20 protein-coding genes are annotated in these 19,275 nt (G+C 68.9%); 5 read left to right on the plus strand and 15 right to left on the minus strand.

Translation table 11 applies throughout. The annotated features are described in order from the left end of the window. Positions 1 to 41: 41 nt before the first annotated feature. The gene (locus tag AB7E35_RS02525) at positions 42 to 203 is read left to right on the plus strand and encodes a hypothetical protein (protein WP_428164213.1); all 162 of its coding nucleotides are present in this window, start codon (positions 42 to 44) and stop codon (positions 201 to 203) included. Positions 204 to 252: 49 nt separating this feature from the next. Here the strand turns inward: AB7E35_RS02525 and AB7E35_RS02530 are convergent, their stop codons facing one another. Next, entirely contained in the window at positions 253 to 936 is a 684-nt protein-coding gene (locus AB7E35_RS02530) for a DNA-3-methyladenine glycosylase I (RefSeq protein WP_428167021.1), read from the minus strand. A 101-nt stretch (positions 937 to 1,037) separates the two neighbouring features. On the opposite strand from AB7E35_RS02530, the gene AB7E35_RS02535 reads away from it, so the two are divergent. Beyond that, on the plus strand, positions 1,038 to 2,276 hold the full coding sequence (locus AB7E35_RS02535; protein WP_428167022.1) for an aminopeptidase: 1,239 nt from the start codon (positions 1,038 to 1,040) through the stop codon (positions 2,274 to 2,276). A 33-nt stretch (positions 2,277 to 2,309) separates the two neighbouring features. Here the strand turns inward: AB7E35_RS02535 and AB7E35_RS02540 are convergent, their stop codons facing one another. The 4 genes from AB7E35_RS02540 to AB7E35_RS02555 form a co-directional block, all read right to left on the minus strand. Then, positions 2,310 to 2,567, minus strand: coding sequence for an acyl-CoA-binding protein (locus AB7E35_RS02540; protein WP_428164210.1), 258 nt, complete (start codon positions 2,565 to 2,567; stop codon positions 2,310 to 2,312). An 81-nt stretch (positions 2,568 to 2,648) separates the two neighbouring features. Beyond that, positions 2,649 to 3,764: a M14 family metallopeptidase gene (locus AB7E35_RS02545; protein ID WP_428164209.1), complete on the minus strand. Its 1,116-nt coding sequence runs from the start codon at positions 3,762 to 3,764 to the stop codon at positions 2,649 to 2,651. 97 nt (positions 3,765 to 3,861) lie between these two features. Then, entirely contained in the window at positions 3,862 to 5,070 is a 1,209-nt protein-coding gene (locus tag AB7E35_RS02550; protein ID WP_428167023.1) for a M20 aminoacylase family protein, read from the minus strand. Positions 5,071 to 5,144: 74 nt separating this feature from the next. Then, positions 5,145 to 6,290, minus strand: a complete 1,146-nt coding sequence (locus AB7E35_RS02555; protein WP_428167024.1) for an ABC transporter substrate-binding protein — start codon at positions 6,288 to 6,290, stop codon at positions 5,145 to 5,147. Between the two features lie 93 nt (positions 6,291 to 6,383). Between AB7E35_RS02555 and AB7E35_RS02560 the strand changes: the two genes are divergently transcribed. Next, positions 6,384 to 8,444, plus strand: a complete 2,061-nt coding sequence (locus tag AB7E35_RS02560) for a molybdopterin-containing oxidoreductase family protein (protein ID WP_428164206.1) — start codon at positions 6,384 to 6,386, stop codon at positions 8,442 to 8,444. A 155-nt stretch (positions 8,445 to 8,599) separates the two neighbouring features. On the opposite strand, the gene AB7E35_RS02565 is transcribed toward AB7E35_RS02560, so the two are convergent. Then, positions 8,600 to 9,580 carry a fumarylacetoacetate hydrolase family protein gene (locus AB7E35_RS02565; protein WP_428164205.1) on the minus strand — a complete coding sequence of 327 codons (981 nt, stop codon included), beginning with the start codon at positions 9,578 to 9,580 and terminating at the stop codon, positions 8,600 to 8,602. Positions 9,581 to 9,792: 212 nt separating this feature from the next. Between AB7E35_RS02565 and AB7E35_RS02570 the strand changes: the two genes are divergently transcribed. Beyond that, positions 9,793 to 11,100, plus strand: coding sequence for a DUF3108 domain-containing protein (locus tag AB7E35_RS02570; RefSeq protein ID WP_428167025.1), 1,308 nt, complete (start codon positions 9,793 to 9,795; stop codon positions 11,098 to 11,100). A 170-nt stretch (positions 11,101 to 11,270) separates the two neighbouring features. Beyond that, positions 11,271 to 11,570, plus strand: a complete 300-nt coding sequence (locus AB7E35_RS02575) for a BTH_I0359 family protein (protein WP_428164203.1) — start codon at positions 11,271 to 11,273, stop codon at positions 11,568 to 11,570. A 100-nt stretch (positions 11,571 to 11,670) separates the two neighbouring features. On the opposite strand, the gene AB7E35_RS02580 is transcribed toward AB7E35_RS02575, so the two are convergent. The 9 genes from AB7E35_RS02580 to narJ form a co-directional block, all read right to left on the minus strand. After that, positions 11,671 to 12,789 carry an AbrB family transcriptional regulator gene (locus tag AB7E35_RS02580; protein WP_428164202.1) on the minus strand — a complete coding sequence of 373 codons (1,119 nt, stop codon included), beginning with the start codon at positions 12,787 to 12,789 and terminating at the stop codon, positions 11,671 to 11,673. A 257-nt stretch (positions 12,790 to 13,046) separates the two neighbouring features. After that, the gene (locus AB7E35_RS02585) at positions 13,047 to 13,607 is read right to left on the minus strand and encodes a hemerythrin domain-containing protein (protein WP_428167026.1); all 561 of its coding nucleotides are present in this window, start codon (positions 13,605 to 13,607) and stop codon (positions 13,047 to 13,049) included. Positions 13,608 to 13,753: 146 nt separating this feature from the next. Beyond that, positions 13,754 to 14,179: a ribonucleotide reductase subunit alpha gene (locus AB7E35_RS02590; protein ID WP_428167027.1), complete on the minus strand. Its 426-nt coding sequence runs from the start codon at positions 14,177 to 14,179 to the stop codon at positions 13,754 to 13,756. Positions 14,180 to 14,189: 10 nt separating this feature from the next. After that, entirely contained in the window at positions 14,190 to 14,852 is a 663-nt protein-coding gene (locus tag AB7E35_RS02595; protein ID WP_428167028.1) for a nitroreductase family protein, read from the minus strand. A gap of 7 nt (positions 14,853 to 14,859) precedes the next feature. Beyond that, on the minus strand, positions 14,860 to 16,179 hold the full coding sequence (locus AB7E35_RS02600) for an NnrS family protein (RefSeq protein ID WP_428167029.1): 1,320 nt from the start codon (positions 16,177 to 16,179) through the stop codon (positions 14,860 to 14,862). 42 nt (positions 16,180 to 16,221) lie between these two features. Continuing rightward, positions 16,222 to 16,899: a carbonic anhydrase gene (locus AB7E35_RS02605; protein WP_428164197.1), complete on the minus strand. Its 678-nt coding sequence runs from the start codon at positions 16,897 to 16,899 to the stop codon at positions 16,222 to 16,224. 23 nt (positions 16,900 to 16,922) lie between these two features. After that, entirely contained in the window at positions 16,923 to 17,750 is an 828-nt protein-coding gene (locus AB7E35_RS02610; RefSeq protein ID WP_428167030.1) for a peptidylprolyl isomerase, read from the minus strand. A gap of 83 nt (positions 17,751 to 17,833) precedes the next feature. After that, positions 17,834 to 18,571, minus strand: coding sequence for a respiratory nitrate reductase subunit gamma (narI, locus tag AB7E35_RS02615; RefSeq protein ID WP_428167031.1), 738 nt, complete (start codon positions 18,569 to 18,571; stop codon positions 17,834 to 17,836). Continuing rightward, on the minus strand, positions 18,568 to 19,266 hold the full coding sequence (gene narJ, locus AB7E35_RS02620) for a nitrate reductase molybdenum cofactor assembly chaperone (protein WP_428167032.1): 699 nt from the start codon (positions 19,264 to 19,266) through the stop codon (positions 18,568 to 18,570). The genes narI and narJ overlap by 4 nt, the downstream gene beginning before the upstream one ends. Between the last annotated feature and the right edge of the window lie 9 nt (positions 19,267 to 19,275).

The raw sequence follows: 19,275 nt of genomic DNA on the forward strand, positions 1-19,275 counted from the left end.
TAATAGCGGGCTTTTCCCGTTTTTTTATTTCTGGAGTCATCATGGGTAACAAAATCGTCACCGAAGCCGACCGCAAGCGCACCCCCCGCCCCACCCCCATGCCCGGCATGCCCGCAGTGACGCATGGCCGTGGCCAGCGCGTGAGCCTGGAGCGCGGCGTGGCCACGCGCAGCAAGAAGAACCCCGGCAAGCGCCACGGCTGATCTGCCCCGGCGCCAATGCACGCAACAGCCCTTTGCCAAGGGCTGTTTTTCATGGTGGAGGCACAAATGCGGCGCGCGCCGCATCGGCCCGCGCGCGGACACTGCAGCCCTCTACATGGTCGTTGACCAGGCCCATGGCCTGCATGAAGGCATACACCGTGGTGGGGCCGACAAAGCTCCAGCCGCGCTTTTTCAGGTCTTTTGACAAGGCAACCGACGCCGCCGACCGCGTAAGCGCGCGCGTTGCCTCCAGCGTCATGCGCCCGGGCCGGCCCTGCGCGGCCAGCGGCGCCCAGCCCCAGACATAGCGTGCCAGCGAGCCAAACTCCCGCTGCAGCTCCAGCACGCGACGCGCGTTGTTGACGGCTGACTCGATCTTGCCGCGATGGCGCACGATGGCGGCGTTGGCCATCAGCCGATCGACCTCTGCAGGGCCGAAGCAGGCCAGCTGCACCACATCGAAATGCGCCAGCGCGGCGCGAAAAGCCTCGCGCTTGTTCAGGATGGTGATCCACGACAGCCCCGCCTGGAAGCCCTCCAGGCACAGCTTTTCGAACAGTCGGCGATCGTCCGCAACGGGAAAGCCCCATTCATGGTCGTGGTAATGGCGGTACAAGGGCGAGGCACGGCACCAGCCGCAGCGCGCATGGCCAGCCTCGTCGGTGAACAGGCCGCTGGCGTCGGGGGAGTGGCTGGCACCAGAGGCAGCGGGGGCGCGAATGGTCTCGGGCATGGCTGCATTGTGAAACGCGGATCGGCGCATCGCCAACACCGCCAGCGGCGGCTTGCTATGCTGGCCCTGACTTCTGTTTGACCTCCCCGCTGATCGCTGTCATGAACGCCCGCACCGTTTCTTTGCCCCGCCTTTTTCTGGTTCTGGCCACTGCCTTGCTGCTGGGCGGCTGCGCACAGAACGGCGGCATACAGAACGGCGGCGCACAGAACGGCGGCGCACAGAACGGCGACTCACCCGGCGCAGCCACGCACAGCGGCGCCACGCTGGGCTACTACTGGCAGGCGCTGCGCGGGCATCTGCAGATCATGACTGCCGCCCGCCCCCTGGATGAGTGGCTTGCCAGCCCCGATACGCCGCAGCCTTTGCGCGCGCGGCTGCAGCTGGCGCAGCAGGCCCGCAACTTTGCGGTGACCGCCCTGGCCCTGCCCGACAACGCCAGCTACCGGCGCTATGCATCGCTGCAGCGCAACGCAGCCGTGTGGAACGTGGTGGCGGCCGGGCCTTTTTCGCTCACGCTGCACCGCTGGTGCTTCCCGGTGACCGGCTGCATCGGCTACCGCGGCTATTACGCCGAAGCTGACGCACGCGCCGAGGCTGCGCGCCTGGCAGCCACGGGGCTGGAAGTCAGCGTGTATGGCGTGCCCGCCTACTCCACGCTGGGCTATAGCAACTGGCTGGGGGGCGACCCGCTGCTGTCCACCTTCATCCACTGGCAGGAGGGCGACTTTGTGCGCCTGCTGTTCCACGAGCTGGCGCACCAGGTGGCTTATGCCAAAAACGACACGGCGTTCAACGAGTCGTACGCCACCGCCGTGGAGCGCCTGGGCGTGCAGCGCTGGCTGGGCCTGCACTCCTCGCCAGCGGCGCGTGCGCAGTTTGCCGCCAGCGAGCAGCGGCGCGCCCAGTGGCGCGCCCTCACCCGTGCCACCCGCGAGCGGCTATCAGCCATTTATGAATCAAAAGAGGCTCTAGCCCTTGACCATCAATCGCTGACAGCTATGAAATCGGAAGCAATGCAAACCTTCCGCGCAGACTACGAAGCGCTGCGCACGCGCTGGCTGGCCGGGCAAACGCAGCCCGCGCAGATCGCCGGCCTGGACCGCTGGGTGCGCAACGCCAACAACGCCAGCTTTGCGGCGCAAGGGGCCTACGATGACCTGGTGCCGGCGTTTGTGGCGCTGTTCGAGCGCGAGGGCAGCGACTGGCCACGCTTTCATCAGGCCGTGCAGGCGCTGGCGCGGGCGCCGCAGGCCGAGCGCGACGCGGCGATCAGGGCGCTGATGCCCGATGCACCTGATGAAGCCCCCGCGGTACCCGGCATCACGGCCAGCCCTTGATCAGCCCTTGATCAGCCCTTGATCAGCTGTTTTTCAGCCGCGCAGCGATCCGATCAGGTCGATGTATTGCTGCTTGGCGGCATCTGCAGCCGTGCCCTTGAGCTTGTCCCAGGCGTCCCACTTGGCGCGGCCCACAACGTCGGAAAAGCTGGGCTTCTTCTCAGTGTTGTCGCCCAGCGTAGCCTGCTTGTACAAGGCGTAGATCTTGAGCAGCGTGGGGTTGTCGGGGCGCTCGGTCAGCAGTTTGGATTGGGCGACGGCGGCCTCGAAGGCGCTGTTCAGGTCGGTCATGGTTTGTCTCCTTGGTGTGATAGTGGCGGTCGCCGCACAGTGTAGCCAACATGCGAACGACCGTTCTTTTCAATCGCTGCGTCACTCAGCCAGCCCATCCACCGCCTGAAACAGCACCTGCCGCGCCTGGCTGATCACCTGGCCGCGCCAGGCGTCGGTGTCGGTGTAGAAGGCCTCGCGCATCTGGGCGTGGATCAGCGCGGCCAGCGTGGGCGAGGCCTGGGGGTGCAGGTGCAGCCAATGGTCGGCGCGCAGCGCCTGCAGCACGGCGGGCGCGGGCTGGGTGCCAAACTCCAGCGTCAGCGCCGTCAGCTGCGCGTGCGGGCATTCGTCGTAGGCGCTGTGGCACATCAGCCCGGTGACCGGCGCCGAGCTGGAACTGCCGTCTTGCGTGGATGTGACCGGCGTGGCTGCGCCGCCGCTCCACCAGCGGCGCGCGCGCGCCAGGGCGCCGCTGTCCCGGCCGTGCTCATCCACCTCGCGCCCGTCGTGAATGCGCTCGCCATACCCCGCGGGGCCCAGGCCGGAATGCAAATCCACCCAGGCGATGCGCTGGGCCTGCGCGCCCTCGCGGCGCAGCACGTCGCGCAGCGTGCGGTGGCTCCAGGTGGGGCTGGCGCCGCCAAAGTACAGGCCGTCGGGGTGCGCATACTGGCCCTGGGTGATGGCCGCCTGCAGCGCCTTGAGGCCCTGCGTTTGCAACAGGCCCATCAGGGCCTGCGTGTTGGCATCGGTGGGCGGCCATTCGGGCGGCAGCAAGACCGGGTGCAGCGCGCTGTAGGCCGGGTTGGCGGGCAGGCTCTGGCTGAAGTCCACAAAATTGCGGTTCAGATCCACGTTCTCTTCGGTGACGCGGCGCCAGTGCGCAAAACCGTGGGGGTTGAGCGCATGCAGGTACAGCACGGCCACGCCCTGCGCGCGGGCCTTGGCGCGCCACTGCGCGTCGTGCAATGCGAAGACTTGCACGCCACTGCCGCACAGGCCTTCCACGCCGTGGCAGCCGCTGCTCACGATGAGCAGGCGCCGCGCGTCGGGCGGGCCGTCGCGCACCACGTCCAGCGCCAGGGTTTCGCCATCGGGGCCACGCAGCGGATGCACCTGGGGCTGCAGCGCCAGCCCGGCCGTGGCTGCGGCGCCCACAAACCTGGCCCGCGCCTGGGCGTAACTGGCGGCAAATGCCTGCGATATGGCGATCATCGAACCCCCTTGTGCATCAACAAGAACCCCACCGCGCAACGGTGGGGCCGGGGCGTGTCAGCCGTGTGAAGCCAACATCAAGCGGCGCCAGGCCGCGTCAGGCCGCTGCGGGCCGTGCCAGCCACTGGCGTGCCAGCTCCACCCAGTAGGTGCCGCCCAGCGGGATCAGCGCGTCGTTGAAGTCGTAGCTGGGGTTGTGCAGCATGCAGGGGCCGCCGCCGTGGCCCATGTCGCGGTGCGTGCCGTCGCCATTGGCAATGAAGACGTAGGCGCCGGGCTTGGCCTGCAGCATGAAGGAGAAATCCTCGGCGCCCATGGTGGGCTCTTGCGCCAGCACCTTGTCTTCGCCCACGATGGCGGCCATCACCTGGCGGGCAAACTCTGCCTCGGCCGGGGAGTTGATGGTGGGCGGGTAGTTACGCACAAACTCGAATTCACAGCGCGCCTCGAAAGCCGCGCAGGTGTGCTCGGCCACCTGGCGCATGCGCCGCTCGATCATGTCCAGCACCTCGGTGGAGAAAGTGCGCACCGTGCCCTGCAGCTCGCAGCTGTCGGGCACCACGTTGGTGGCCTCGCCCGCGTGGATCATGGTGACGGAGATCACGCCGGCGTCGATGGGCTTTTTATTGCGGCTGATGATGTTCTGAAAGCCCTGCACCATCTGGCAGGCCACTGGCACGGGATCTATGCCCAGGTTGGGCATGGCGCCGTGGCTGCCCTTGCCGTGGATGGTGATCCTGAACTCGTTGCTTGACGCCATGACAGGCCCCGGGCTCACGGCGAAGGTGCCGGCAGGCATGCCGGGCCAGTTGTGCATGCCAAACACCGCCTGCATGGGAAACTGCTCAAAAAGGCCATCCTGGATCATGGCGCGCGCGCCGCCGCCGCCTTCTTCGGCCGGCTGGAAGATCAGGTACACCGTGCCGTCGAAGTCGCGGTGCTTCGCAAAATACTGCGCCGCAGCGAGCAGCATGGCCGTGTGGCCGTCGTGGCCGCAGGCGTGCATCTTGCCCGGGTGCCGGCTGGCGTGGGCAAAGGTGTTGAACTCGTGCATGGGCAGCGCGTCGATGTCGGCGCGCAGGCCCACGGCGCGAGCGCAGGCGCCGCCATCGCGCCCGTGCACGATGCCCACCACGCCGGTTTGCCCCAGGCCGCGGTGGATGGGAATACCCCATTCAGTGAGCCTGGCGGCGATCAGGTCGGCAGTGCGCACCTCCTGAAAGCACAGCTCGGGATGGGCATGGATGTCGCGCCGCACCTGGGCAATGGCAGCGGCCTCGCGGGCGATGGAGTCGATGATGTTCATGGCGTGTCCAGGGCTTGTCTTGCTGTGGCATCACAGTCTAGCCCTGCGCGCGGCCGCCGAGGCCACGCGCGCCCTCAGGTGCGCACGCGCCCGTCGCCGGTGAGCATGGACATCTCCACAAAACGCGAGCCCGCATGGTTGCTGGCGCTGAAGCCCACCTGGAAGCCCCCCACCTGCCCGTTGATGGACTCCAGCCCCGCGATCAGCGACTCGCGCGTCAGCTTGCCGCCCTGCGCCTGGGCGTTGCGCAGCCCCTCGATGAGCACGCGCGCGGCCAGGTAGCCCTCCATGCTGGAATAGTTGGCCTGCACGCCGCCGTTTTTCTTGATGGCCTCGTGAAACTCGCGCGTGATCTGGCGCGACTGCTGGTAGGGCGACGGCACCACCTGCGACACCACCACGCCTGCGCCCTCGGCGCCCAGTGCATCGGCCAGCGCCTGTGTGCCCACAAACGACACGTTGTAGAAATTGCCGCCATAGCCCGCCTTGCGCGCCGCACGCACAAAGGCCGCGCACGAGGCATAGGTGCCGATCTGCACGATGGCCTCGGGCCGCGCAGCCACCAGCCGGGCCACCGCCTCGCCCACCTTGGCCGAGTTGCGCTCCACCGTGCCCGTGGCCACGGGCGCCAGCTTGCGCGCGGCCAGCGCCTTGGTCACGCCGTCCAGTCCAGCCTGGCCGTAGCTGTCGTCCTGGTGGAACACACCGATACGGTTCATGCCCAGGTTGGTGAGCTGGCGCACGATGAGCTCGGTCTCGTCGTCATAGCTGGCGCGCACATGGAAGATCAAACGGTTGAACGGCCGGCGCAGCGCCATGGCGCCGGTGAAGGGGGCGAAAAACGGCACCCTGGCCTGCGTGAACAGCGGCTGCGCTGCCAGGCTGGTGGGCGTGCCGATGTAGCCAAACAGCGCGAACACGTCGTCGGCAATCAGGCGGCGGGTGTTCTCGGCGCAGCGGTCGGGCTCGTAGCCATCGTCCAGCGCACGGATTTCGATCTGGCGCCGGCCCACGCCGCCCTGGGCGTTGACCTGCGCAAAGGCCAGGCGCGCACCTGCATTGAACTGCACGCCCAGCTGCCCCGAAGCACCCGTGAGCGCCGCCGACTGCCCCAGCACGATGGATCCCTCGCCCTGCGCATGAACCGCCGGAAAGCCCGCCAGCGCTGCTGCGCCAAGGCCGAACGAAAACTGCCTGCGTCCCAGATTCAACTGCGTCATCGTCACATTTCCTCCATCAAAAATCCCCCCCATCGCCCACCCGACAGCACGGGCGGGGATACTGATGCACCCAGTTTACCGATGCCCAGCGCCATGACTGTGACTTACCCCACTACCGCCGCCTTCGCCCAGGTGCGCGGCGCCTGCCCGCATGACTGCCCCGACACCTGCGCCCTGCTGACCACCGTGGAGGGTGGCGTGGCCACGCGCGTGCAAGGCAACCCGGCGCATCCGCAGACCGCTGGCGTGCTGTGCGCCAAGGTGGCGCGCTACCCCGAGCGCACCTACCACCCCGGACGCATCCTCACGCCACTCAAGCGCAGCGGCGCCAAGGGCAGCGGGCAATTCACGCCCGTCACCTGGGACGAGGCGCTGGCCGACATCGCCGCTCGCCTGGGCGCCATCGCAGCGCGCAACCCGCAGGCCATCCTGCCCTACAGCTACGCCGGCACCATGGGCCTGGTGCAGGGCGAGAGCATGGACAGGCGCTTCTTTCACCGCCTGGGCGCGTCGCTGCTGGACCGCACCATCTGCGCCACGGCCGGCGGCGAAGGGCTGGTGCACACGCTGGGCGCCAAGGTGGGCATGAAGGTGGAGTTCTTTGCCGAATCCCAACTCATCCTGATCTGGGGCAGCAACTCCATCACCAGCAATCTGCACTTCTGGCGCATCGCGCAGCAGGCCAAGCGCGATGGCGCCAGGCTGGTGTGCATTGACCCGCGCAAGAGCGAGACCGCCGAAAAATGCCACGCGCACCTCCAGCTGCTGCCCGGCACCGACGCCGCGCTGGCCCTGGCTCTGATGCACGAGCTGATCGTGCACGACTGGCTGGACCACGACTACATCGCCCGCCACACCCTGGGCTGGCAGCAGCTGCGCGAGCGCGCCCTCACCTTCCCGCCCGAGCGCGCCGCGCAAGTCTGCGGCATACCGGTGGAGCAAATCCGCCAGCTGGCGCGCGACTGGGGCACCACGCGGCCCGCCGCCATCCGCCTGAACTACGGCATGCAGCGCGTGCATGGCGGCGGCAACGCAGTGCGCGCCATCGCCTGCCTGCCCGCACTCACCGGCGCCTGGCGCCACCGCGCGGGCGGCCTGCTGCTGTCCAGCTCAGGGCAATTTCCGGTGGATCGCGCCGCTCTGCAGCGCCCCGACCTGCTGGCCGGCCGCAGCCCGCGCAGCATCAACATGAGCACGATTGGCGACGACCTGCTGCGGGGCACCTCCCCCGGCTTCGGCCCGCGCATCGAGGCCCTGGTGGTCTACAACAGCAACCCCGTGGCCGTGGCGCCCGAGTCGGCCAAGGTGGTGCGCGGCTTTGCGCGCGAAGACCTGTTCACCGTAGTGCTGGAGCATTTCCAGACCGACACCGCCGACTGGGCCGACTACATCCTGCCCGCCACCACGCAGCTGGAGCACTGGGACGTGCACCTGTCCTACGGCCACACGGACGTGCTGCTCAACCGCCCCGCCATCGCGCCCCTGGGCCAGGCGCGCAGCAACGCGCACATCTTCCGCGACCTGGCCGCGCGCATGGGCTTTGCCGAGCCCTGTTTTGCTGACGGCGACGAGCAGCTGTGCCGCCAGGCCTATGGCAAGGCCGTGGACTTCGGGCGGCTGCTGGAAACGGGCTTCGCGCCCCTGGCCGTGGCGGACGCACCCTTTGCCGACGGCGGCTTTCCCACGCCCTCGGGCCGCTGCGAGTTTTTCAGCGAGCGCCTGGCCGCGCAGGGGCTGGACCCGCTGCCCGACTACCTGCCCAACCACGAGGCGCCCGGCAGCTCGGCACGCTACCCGCTGGCCATGATCTCGCCGCCCGCGCGCAACTTCCTCAACTCCAGCTTCGTGAACCTGCAAAGCCTGCGCGACACCGAAGGCCGACCAGTGCTGGAGATGCATCCCGAGGACGCCGCCGCGCGCGGCATTGCCGACGGCGCCCCGGTGCGCGTGTTCAACGACCGCGGCAGCTACGAATGCCACGCCGCCATCAACGGCCGCGCGCGCCGCGGCGTGGTCAACGGCCTGGGCATCTGGTGGCGCAAACTGGGGGCAGGCGGCACCAACGTGAACGAGCTGACCAGCCAGGCCCTGACCGATCTGGGCCGCGGGCCCACGTTCTACGACTGTCTGGTGCAGGTGCAGCCGCTGGTCTGATCACTATTAAAACAATAGCTTTTAGCGCATGAATCACTTGGGCCATAGGCCGATTTGACCTGATTGGCAACACGTCTCAGACTCCTTCCGCGAAACGTTCGGGCTGAGGGAGGCGGCCAATCAGGGGCAATGGCCGCCCACCTTCGGCCCGGCTACTACGGCGCGGCAATGGTCTGGTCGATCGCGCCGAACAGGCTCTGGCCGGCCTTGTTCTTCATCTCGATGCGGATGGTGTCGCCGTACTTCATGAATTCAGTGCTCGGCTTGCCGTCCTGGATGGTCTCGATGCAGCGCTTTTCGGCGATGCAGCTGTAGCCCTTGGCCCAGTCCTTGTTGCTGACCGTGCCGCTGCCCACGATGGAGCCGGCGCGCACGTTGCGCGTCTTGGCGATGTGGGCGATGAGCTGGCCGAAGTGGAAGGTCATCTCCGGCCCTGCGTCGCACATGCCCACCTTGCGGCCGTTCCAGGTGGACTGCAGCGCCAGGTGCACGCGCCCGCCCTGCCAGGCGTCGCCCAGCTCGTCCAGCGTGATGGCCACGGGGCTGAAGGCCGTGGCGGGCTTGGACTGGAAGAAGCCGAAGCCCTTGGCCAGCTCGGCCGGGATCAGGTGGCGCAGGCTCACGTCGTTGGCCAGCATCACCAGGCGGATGCCGTCCAGCGCCTGCTCCGGGCTGGCGCCCATCTTCACGTCGCCGGTGACGACGGCGATCTCGGCCTCGAAGTCGATGCCCATGGCCTCGCTGGGCACCACCACGTCGTCGCAGGGGCCGATGAAGTCGTCGCTGCCGCCCTGGTACATCAGCGGGTCGGTGTAGAAGCTGGCGGGCACCTCGGCGTTGCGCGCCTTGCGCACCAGTTCGACGTGGTTGATGTAGGCCGAGCCGTCGGCCCACTGGTAGGCGCGCGGCAGCGGCGCCATGCATTGCTGCGGATCGAAGGGAAAGGCGTGGCGCGCGCGGCCGGCGTTGAGCTGGTCGTACAGATCCTGCAACTGGGGCGACATGAAGTTCCAGTCGTCCAGCGCCTGCTGCAGGCGGCTGGCGATGCCGGTCGCATAATGGGCCGTGCCCAGGTCACGGGAGACCACGACGAGCTGGCCGTCACGCGATCCGTCCTTGTAGGTGGCAAGTTTCATGGGCAATGCCCTCCAGGGGGTGGCGGGCACGCGCACACCGCGGCCGCCCGAGCGCCGCACAGGGCGCAAGAAAATAATAGGGATATGGTGAACGGATTCAACGGAACCCGGTCTTCCCATGCAGGCCTGGCCTGGCGGCGCCAAGGACGCAGCGCACGGGAGAGGCGGGTGGAACATAACCGAAAAATTCAGCCCCTTTTGCACTCCATCTCATGCCGCGCCGCGCCCTGCTGCTGATCACCACCCTGGTTCTGGCCCTCCACTGGCTGGCGCTGGCAGGCCTGCCCCTGGGCGGCACGGGCCAGGGCGCGCCGCAGCGCCTGGCTTTCCAGACGCGCATGCTGGAGCCGCCACCCGCCCCCCAAGCCCCGCCTGAAGCCGCACCGCAGGTCGCAGCGCCCCCACCCCAACGCCCACCCCAACACCCACAACCCGCGCGCAAGCCACGACCCCGGCCGCCGCAGCCAGCGCCAACCTCGCCAGCGCCCGATACGCCGGCGTCGCCCGATGCAGCCGCCGAAGTCACCCCCGCCACTACCCCTGACACCACTGCCAGCATCGCGCCCGACACTGCCGCCCTCATCACCCCGCAGCCGCCCCTGGACGCAACCGCCGAAACACTGCCCGAAGCGATACCGCAGGCCGCCGCACCGGCCATGCCGGACGCCAGCCCCCTGCCGTCGGCTACCGAACCTCAGCCTCCGCACCACGATGCGGCAGCCGCGCCCGCGGGGGCCTCAGCCGACGCGCCGGCCGATCTGGCGGCAGCCGCACCGCCCGCCGCCGCGCCGCAGCCAGCACCGGCCGAAGCCGCGGGTGTGGAGATCCGCCTGCCGGGCGCCTCGGGCGCCGTCGCCAGCAGCGGGCCGCCGCCGGTACGGCTGCCGCCGTCTGCCCTGCTGTCGTTTGACGTGGCGGGCGAGGTCAAGCAGCTGCGCTACAGCGCCAGCGCCGAACTGCTGTGGCGCCAGGACGGCGCACGCTACGAGGCGCGCCAGCAGATCAAGGCGTTTTTGCTGGGCTCACGCACGCAGACCAGCACGGGGCAGATCAACGCCCAGGGCCTGCGCCCGACGCGATTTGGCGACAAGGCCCGCAGCGAGCGCGCGGCGCATTTCGACTTTGAGCGCGGCGAGGTGATCTTCAGCGCCAACAGCCCGCGCGCGCCCATCACCGACGGAGCGCAGGATAGGCTCAGCGTATTCATCCAGCTGGGCGCCATGCTGGCCGCCGCGCCCGAACGCTACCCGCCCGGCACGCAGATCACGCTGACCACCGTGGGCCCGCGCACCGCCGATCGCTGGAGCTTTACCGTGGAGGGGCCCGAAACGCTGGAGCTGCCCGCCGGCACCACGCCCGCCCTGAAGCTGCAGCGCCTGCCACGCGATGACCAGCGCCGCGACCAGAAGGCCGAACTGTGGCTGGGCACCGCCGTGGGCTACCTGCCGGTGCGCATCCGCATCACCCAGAGCAATGGCGACTTCGCCGACCTGCTGCTGACCGGCCACGAGCCGCACTGACAGACCGCCGTAACCGACTGCAACCAGTGACGGACATGCACTGGTGCCCCGCCAGCGCCCGCACTTTTGATTTCCATGAAATACTGTGTCGCAGCAGCACCCCGGGGCGGGACTTGAACTCTTGCCACACGCTGCTATCTGACAGTCAATCTCTACAGGGGGAACACGCAATGCAAATGCTCTACGACTCCGATTCGTTTGTGGTTGTCCACATGCTGGCCGATGCTGACCTGGGCGCTGCCAAAGACGACGCCGGCAACAAGACACCGCTGCCACCCCAGCTGGTGCGCCACGGCTTCGAGATCGTGGACAAGCGCTCGGGCAAAGAGGTCTATCTGGACGGCTCATGGGCAGAAATGTTCCAGCAGCAAATCCTGGCCTGGCAGCGCAACACCCCCACGCAAGAGGAGGTGGAAGACACGCTGGACGGCTACGTCGGCCTGGCCCAGAACCCGGTGGTCATTCACTGACACACCCGGGGCCTTTGCCCCCTCGCGGCCGCTGCCGCCCCGCAAGAAGCACTGCACGCCGTGGCCAGACGCCACGGCTTTTTTTTGAGTACAGAGGATCTCAAGCCGCCGACGCAGCCGCCACCGGCATCGGATACAGCCGCCGAAACAGCGGCGCCACCAGCAGCAGCACGGCGACCAGCCGGCACACCTGAAAGGCCGTTACCACCGGCACGCCCAGCTGCAGCACCTTGGCGGTGATGGCCATCTCGGCAATGCCGCCGGGCGAGGTGCCCAGCACCATCGTGGGCCAGGGCAGCCCCGTGGCGCGCGCCAGCGCCCAGGCAAACAGGGCGCACAGCAGCATCAGCGCCAGCGTGCCCAGCGCCACCGACGCCAGCCAGCGCGGCGCCGTGCGCAAAAACTCACGCCGAAACCGCACGCCCAGACTCACGCCGATCACCAACTGCGCCGCATTCACCAGCGCCTGCGGCACGGCCGACAGGGTAATGCCGGCCATGGTCAGCCCCATGGACACCAGCAGCGCCCCAATGAACCAGGGGTTGGCGCGGCCCAGGCGCCGCATGAGCAACGCTCCCACGCCCGTCAGCGCGACGAGCAGCGCCAGCCCCGCCGGCTGCACCGCACGCAGCGCAGGCGCCAGCAGATTGCGTGCGCCGCCCGTGCCGATCGGGCCAGTCAGGTCAGCCAGCCCGCCGTACTGCAACGCAAACGGAATGCTGACGGTGACGATCAGCAGGCGCAGGCTGTGGCTGGCGGCCACCAGGTCGGTGCGCGCGTGCTCGCGCTCGGCCAGCAGGGTCATCTCGGACGCGGCGCCTATGGCCCCCGCAAAGTAACTGGTGGCGCGCATCATGGGTGCCGGCACGCCGTGCATGCGCGGCGCGTGCATGCGGTACAGCCAGGCGCCGAACGCCCAGCCCAGGAGCAGCGCCCAGGCAATGCCCAGCACCACGGCCCACCACAGGCCGGCCACCAGGGCCGTCACCTCGGGCGTGAAGTACAGCCCCAGCACCACGCCAATCGTCCACTGGCCCGCATTGCGCAGCGGCGCGGCGCTGTCGGTGGGTGCGCCCGCCATCGACAGCACGGCCGTGGCCAGCAGCGGCCCCAGCATCCAGGGCAGCGGCGTGTGCAGCGCCACGCAGGCCAGCGCGGCGGCCAGCGCCCCTGCCAGGGTGAACGCGACGCGGGCCGCGAAAGAAAGTGACGAGAACATGGATGAAACGCTGCAGCGCAGGGCGGGCCTGGCGGCACCAGGCAAAGTCGGCAAGTATCTCAGCGCAGGGGTGCGGCCGCAGTCATTGCCATAACGTGACGCCTGCACCCCGCCATTTCCGCGCTGGTGGGAATCCACCGCGCTGACCCAACAGCGATCCGGTTGGGGGGGGCGCATGAATCCGCGCATGCGCGGGCATGACGGTTGTGGTTGTTTTGGCCTTTAGCCTTTATGAGTCAAGCGGCAGTAGCTATTATTTAAATAGCGCCTTGGCGCACCCCGCGGCGCGCAGCCATCTCGCCTCCCATGGCGTGGCGGGCGTCGGGGGCCAGCGCTGCACGGGCCGCGGGGTAGATGCGGTCGTCCTCGTGGCGCAGGTGGTCGGCGTAGCAGTCGGCAAAGCGGTCGAAGGCCGCCTCGTGCGCGGGCGCGAAGGCTGTCAGCCGCCCCTGGGCCAGCTCCTGCAGCGCGCCACGTGCGGCAGCCCAGCGCTCGGCCATGAGCACATGGTCGCGCTGCATCTGGCGCACCAGCGCCGCCAGCTGTTCGTCGCCGCCCGGCGCCAGCAGCGGCGGGAAGACGTGCAGTTCTTCGTCCTGGTGGTGCAGCGGCGCCGCAATGTCAAAGTAACGCAGCACGTCGCGCGCGGCCTGGCGGGCCGACTCATCGCAGCCTCGCGCGTGCAGGTGCTGGCGCAGGCGCCGCAACAAGTCCAGCGATCGGCGCACGCGGTCGTGGCAGGCGTCCAGCATCTCAAAGGGCTCGTCAAAACCGGCGCCCGGCGTGTGCATGCCGGGCAGGGAAACGCGGGTGGACATGACCGTATCAGCCTTTCATAGTGGGCCCACGCGAGGGCAGCCAAGCAAGGGCCGCCCCGCAGCGAGGGCTGCGTCCCCCTGCCCGCAGCGCGCAGCGCTGCGAGAGCGGGGGGATGGCGCGAAGCGCCGCAGGGGGGTGTTGCACATCAACCCAGCTGCACGGGCACGCCCTGCCGGTTGAAGGGCAGGTAGGCGCCCAGGGCGCCGCTCTTCACGGCCTCCACCATGCGGTTCAGCACTTTTTCTGCATCGGCCTCGGACGGCGCCTGCGTGGGCGTGCCCGACAGCGCGGCCGTGAACACCAGGCGCCAGGGTTGGCCGGGCAGCTCGAACTGTTGCGACTCGCGCACCAGCGCGTCGAAGGACTGCAGCTCTTCGGGCAGTTTGTCCACGCACATCAGCGGCACCAGCGCGCCGCCCTCGCCCTGCGCAAAGCGCTCGCGCTGCGCGGGCGTGGCGTCTGCGGGCAACTCTGCGCCGGCGAACACGAACAGCAGGCGCTGGCGCTCGCGCAGCGTGCGCGCTGCGCGCAGCAGGTCGTCAAAGCAATGGATCTCGGTGGTTGCGGTCATGGGTTCTTCGTCAAGATGTCCAGGGCTGCACGCCCTGTCCCGGCACCAGGGTGCCTATGTAGTGCGCCGGCATGGGGCGCGGGCGTACCGGTTTGCGCGACACCACGCTGCCCAGGCTGACAAAACACAGCGCGCGCTCGCTGCCGCGCAGCGCAAACAAGGTGCGCAGCGCGTGCGAATGCAGCGCCTTGCCGCTGGTGAGCGCCGAGCCAAATCCCTGCGCCGTGGCCATCAGCAGCAGGTTTTGCACCGCGCAGCCGGCAGACACCATGCGCTCGCTGGGGGTGATCTCGGGGTCGCCGCACTGCTCGTCCACCACCGCCAGCAGCAGCACGGGGGCGCGGAAAGCCTTCTCGCGCGCCTGCTCCTGCTGCGCGGCGGCCGCCAGCGGGTCGCGCTCCAGCAGGGCCTGCGCAAACGCATCGCCCAGCGCGGCGCGCGCCTGTTGCGGCACCAGGATGAAGCGCCAGGGCAGCAGGCAGCCGTGGTCTGGCGCATGGCCGGCCGCCGCCAAAATGGCCTGCAGTTGCGCTGCATCGGGCCCGGGGCCACCCAGCCGCTTGGGCAGGATGGTCTGGCGCGCCTGCACCAGTGCGGACACCAGCTCGGCCGTGGAAGCCTGCGCGGCCGCGGCCTGGGTCTGCGCGTGATCTTGGGAGTGGATGTGTCGCATAGCGGTTTCAGCCCGGTTTTCCATCGACCCGCAGCTTGCCATACCAGGCCACCAGGCGCAGGCCCCACACCGCCATGATCAAGGCCCACAGCAGCGCAGCCAGCGCCAGCAGCCACGGCGCCAGGGCCAGCGGCGCGGTGGCCGCCAGGCGCAGCACCGTCGCCAGCTGCAGCAGCCAGAAAAGTCCCCAGGCCAGTTGATCGGCCACCAGGGCGCGCCCACTGTGGCCGCAGGACACGCGCGTGACCATGGCCAGCATGAGCGAGCCCAGGCAGCCCATGGTGAGCGCATGCAGCGCGCCCAGATCCCACACCGACGCGCCCTGCAGCCCGCCCCACCCGTGGGCCACGCCCAGAAGCACGAAGGCCAGCCCCAGCCACATGAAACCCACGTGCAGCATGGCCAGCAGCCGGTTCCTGAAGCTCTGCACCCAGCCCCAGCGCCAGACCAGCCACAGCAGCAAAATGCCGACGACCAGCTCCAGCGGGCCGCGCACCCGCAGCACGGCGCGTGCCGCAACGGGCGTCCACTCGGCGGCCTGCAGCCATACGGCAGCGGCCTGCGCCGCAAGGGCCACCAGCATCAGCCACAGCACCCAGTAGGGGCGCCAGGCCTGCACCGCGGGCAGTGCGCTGGCGGTAAAGAACGGAATCATGCGGTGCGCCACCACGGCAAACACCACGGTGATGAAGCCCCACAGGCCACTGAGCACCCACAGCCGCGCCAGGTCTGCGCGCCCTGCCGCCAGGCTCAGCCCCAGGCCGGCCACGCACAGGCAGCCCCACAGGCAGGCCGCGGCAATGCTGCGCGCATGCATCTGGTCTTGCTGCGGGCTGCGCAGCACCAGGCGCACGAACAGCCCGCTCATCCACAACAGCCCGGCCCAGGCAACCGTGCAGCCCGCCAGCGCCAGGCCCTGCGCCCAGGCGGCGCCCACAAGCCAGGCCAGCCAGCCGCCTGCCTGCAGCAGCAGCGGCGCCATGAGCGCTGATACCGGCGGCGGATCGACATGCAGCCACTTGGGGCCGGCCGTGAACAAGAAGCCCGCGAAAAACAAAGGAAAGAAGCCAAAACTCATCACGGCCGCATGCACCAGCGACGGCGCCACGGCATATGGCAGGGACAGCGCCGTGCTGACACGGTCAACCTGCACCAGCGCCCACCACAGGCCGGACGCAATCAACAGCACCATCGCCAGGAAGAAGCCGAGCCGGTGCGGCGCCAGCGCCACATGCTGCAGCCGCCACTGGTCATCCGGCTGCGGCTGCGCGGCAGCACGACGGGCTTCGGCCCGCAGGGGCACAGCAGGGCGCTGATTTTCAGTCATGGGGCACAGCCTTCCAGCAGTAGCGGCGCAAGCACGGCGTCCTCAGTCCAACAGCACCTGGCCATCATGCTCCACATACGGGTGATAGGGGCCGGTGCCGCTGCTTTGCGCCTTTGACGCGGCGACAAAACCGCCGTGCTGAACGTCGAACACATGCACTTCGCCATCCTCGATCACGTAATGCCAGCCGTGCAGGGTAAGGCCGCCGCCTTGCACGCGCCGGCGCACCATGGGGTAGTCCATCAGCCGCTCCAGCTGCAGCACCACGGCGCGCTGCTCGGTGCGGCGCAGGGCTTCGGGACTGGGCTGCACGGGCAGCGTGGCCTCGCGGCCAAGGTCCAGCCAGCGCTGCAGGTTGTGGGCCTCGGGCGACACCTCGCCGTACAGTGCCTTGATGGCCCCGCAGTGGCTGTGGCCGCAGACCACGATGCGGCTGACCTGCAGGTTGAGCACCGCAAATTCAATGGCCGCCGCCGTGCCGTGGTGGCCGTGCGACCCGTCGTAGGGCGGCACGAAGGCGCCCACGTTGCGCACCAGAAACAGCTCGCCCGGGCCGGCGCCCGTGAGCAGGTAGGGCACGAGGCGCGAGTCCGAACAGCCGATGAACAGCGTGGAGGGGCGCTGGCCCTCGTTCACCAGGGTCTGGAACTGCTCGCGGTACTGGGGAAAGGCGTCCAGATGAAAGCGGCGCAGCCGCTGCAGCAATTCGTCGTCGGGCATGGGCTGTCTCCCTGGCGGCCGCGCTACTGCACCAGCGGCGTGTCGGCCGCGTCCAGCTGCACGCCTTCGACCTGCGCCTGCCCTGCCAGCAGTTGCAGATACTGGCGCAGCGCATTCACCCAGGCCTGCTGGCGCAGCAGCAGTGCGACCGAGGCATGCACCTGCTCGAAAGGCAGGGTCTGGCCGGCCTCGCGCTCGCACACCTCCACCACGTGCAGGCCGAAGCGGCTGTGCACCAGGCGGGCCAGCACGCCGACCTCGGCGGTGCCGAAGACTTCGCGCGCGAACTCGGGCGCGCAGTCGCTGCGCGTGAGCCAGCCCAGGTCGCCGCCTTGCTGGCCGCTGGGGCAGTTGGACCATTCGCGCGCAGCCTGGGCAAAGCGCTCACCCGCGTCGTTGGCGCAGCGCAGCTCCAGCAGCAGCGCCTCGGCGCGCTGGCGCAGCAGCTTCACGTCCACCCCCGGCGTGACTGCAAACAGCACATGGCGCAGGCGCAGGCGCTCGCCCTGGCCGCCCAGCGTGGGGTGGGCGGCGTGGTAGCGGCGGCAGGCGTCTTCAGAGGGGTCGGGCACCTGCAGCGCGCGCTCGAGCAATTGCTCAATGGCGGCGGATGCCGCAGCGCTGGTGGCGCCGTCGGTGCCGGGGGCATCGCTGCCCTCCAGCAGGCCCTGGCGCTGCGCCTGCTGGCGCAGCAGCTCGGTGCAGGCACGCTGGCGCAGCTCTTCGGGCGCCGGCTGCTGGCCGGGCGCATGCAGGGGCACGCCGTTGATGCGGGCCACGGCAGCGTCGGCAACCGGGGCTTCACGGGTGGCGCAACCGCAGGCGCCTGATCCGCAGGGGGTGTCGTTCATGGTGTTCTCCCGGCAAGGGTGTGCCGCAGAAAATTTGCATCAAATGGGTCTTCAGCCCTTTTACATAAAGCGCTAGCTGCTATTTAATGAGTAGCACTGTGATTGCTGGACTGGTTGTGGTCGGCAGGCAGGTTGAGGCGCGGCGCACGCACCAGCTGGTAGGGCCGCGCGATGTAGGCCAGCGTGCCAAAGCCGCTCCACACATGCACCAGACGGGTGAACGGGAAGATCAGGAACACCGTCATGCCCAGGAACATGTGCGCCTTGAACACCCAGCCGGCGCTGGCCAGCAGCTCGACGGCGCCCGTGCGGAAGGTGACGATGCGCTGCGCCCATTCGGCCAGCAGCAGCATCATGGAGCCGTCCAGGTGCTGCGCCGACAGCGGGATGGTGGCCAGGCCCAGCGCCAGCTGCACCCACAAAATCCACAGCAGCGCGATGTCGCTGGTCTTGCTGGTGGCGCGAATGCGCGCGTCCGACAGGCGCCGGTGCAGCAGCAGCGTGACGCCGATGAAGGCCAGCACGCCGGCAATGCCGCCAGTGACCATGGCCATGAGCTGCTTGGCGCCCGCGCTCATGAACGATTCGTACACAAAGTGCGGCGTGAGCATGCCCACGGTATGGCCGAAGAACAGGAACAGCACGCCGATGTGAAACAAGTTGCTGCCCCAGCGCAGGCTGCCTGTGCGCAGCAGTTGCGAGGAATCGCTCTTCCAGGTGTATTGGTCGCGGTCAAAGCGCATCCAGCTGCCGATGAAGAACACGGACAGGCAGATGTAGGGGTAGATGCCGAACAGCAGGGTGTCGATCCAGGCGGTCATACCGATGCTCCTTGGTGGTTGGATGCGTGCGCATTGCGCACGAAATGCACGGGCTGCGGCTGGCCCGGGCGGTTCTGGCCCTTGGTGGCGCAGCCGTCAAAGGCCTCGGGCTCGGCCCAGGCATCGTCCAGCGCTGGCTCGGGGGCAAGGGCCACGGCCTGCACGCGCTGGCCCGCCACTTCAAGCACCGCGGCAATCACGCTGGCGTAGCCATTGCCGCGGCCGGACAGGGCCGTGAACAGCGCGTTCAGGATGTGGGCCATCTCGCCCAGAAACTCCCGCGCCACGGCCGGCGGCTGGGTGGAGGCGAACTCCAGCACCACCGACAGGTGATCGGGCAGCTCGGGCGCATTGAACTGCAGGCCGGCTTTTTCATAGGTCTGCAGCAGGTCGATGAGCGCGGGGCCGCGCTCGCGCGAGTCGCCGTGCACATGCTCGAACAGGTGCAGCGAGGTCTGGCGGCCGCGGTCGAAGGTATCGACATAGCGCGCCTCGGCCTCAAAGGCATCGAGCGCGGCGATCTGGGCGCACAGGGCCTCGATCTCGGCCACGCGCGCCGCGGGCAGCGCCTGCTCCAGGCGCACCGCGTCCACCAGGGCGGGCAGCTGCGCGCGCAGCTCGGCATCGGGATAGCCCACCAGCCGGGCCAGGGCGCGCAGCGTGAGGCGCAGGGATTCGGGTGTTTTCTTGAACATGTGCGCGCT

Source organism: Diaphorobacter sp. (assembly GCF_050251835.1).
Classification (GTDB): Bacteria; Pseudomonadota; Gammaproteobacteria; order Burkholderiales; family Burkholderiaceae_C; genus JBFXIE01.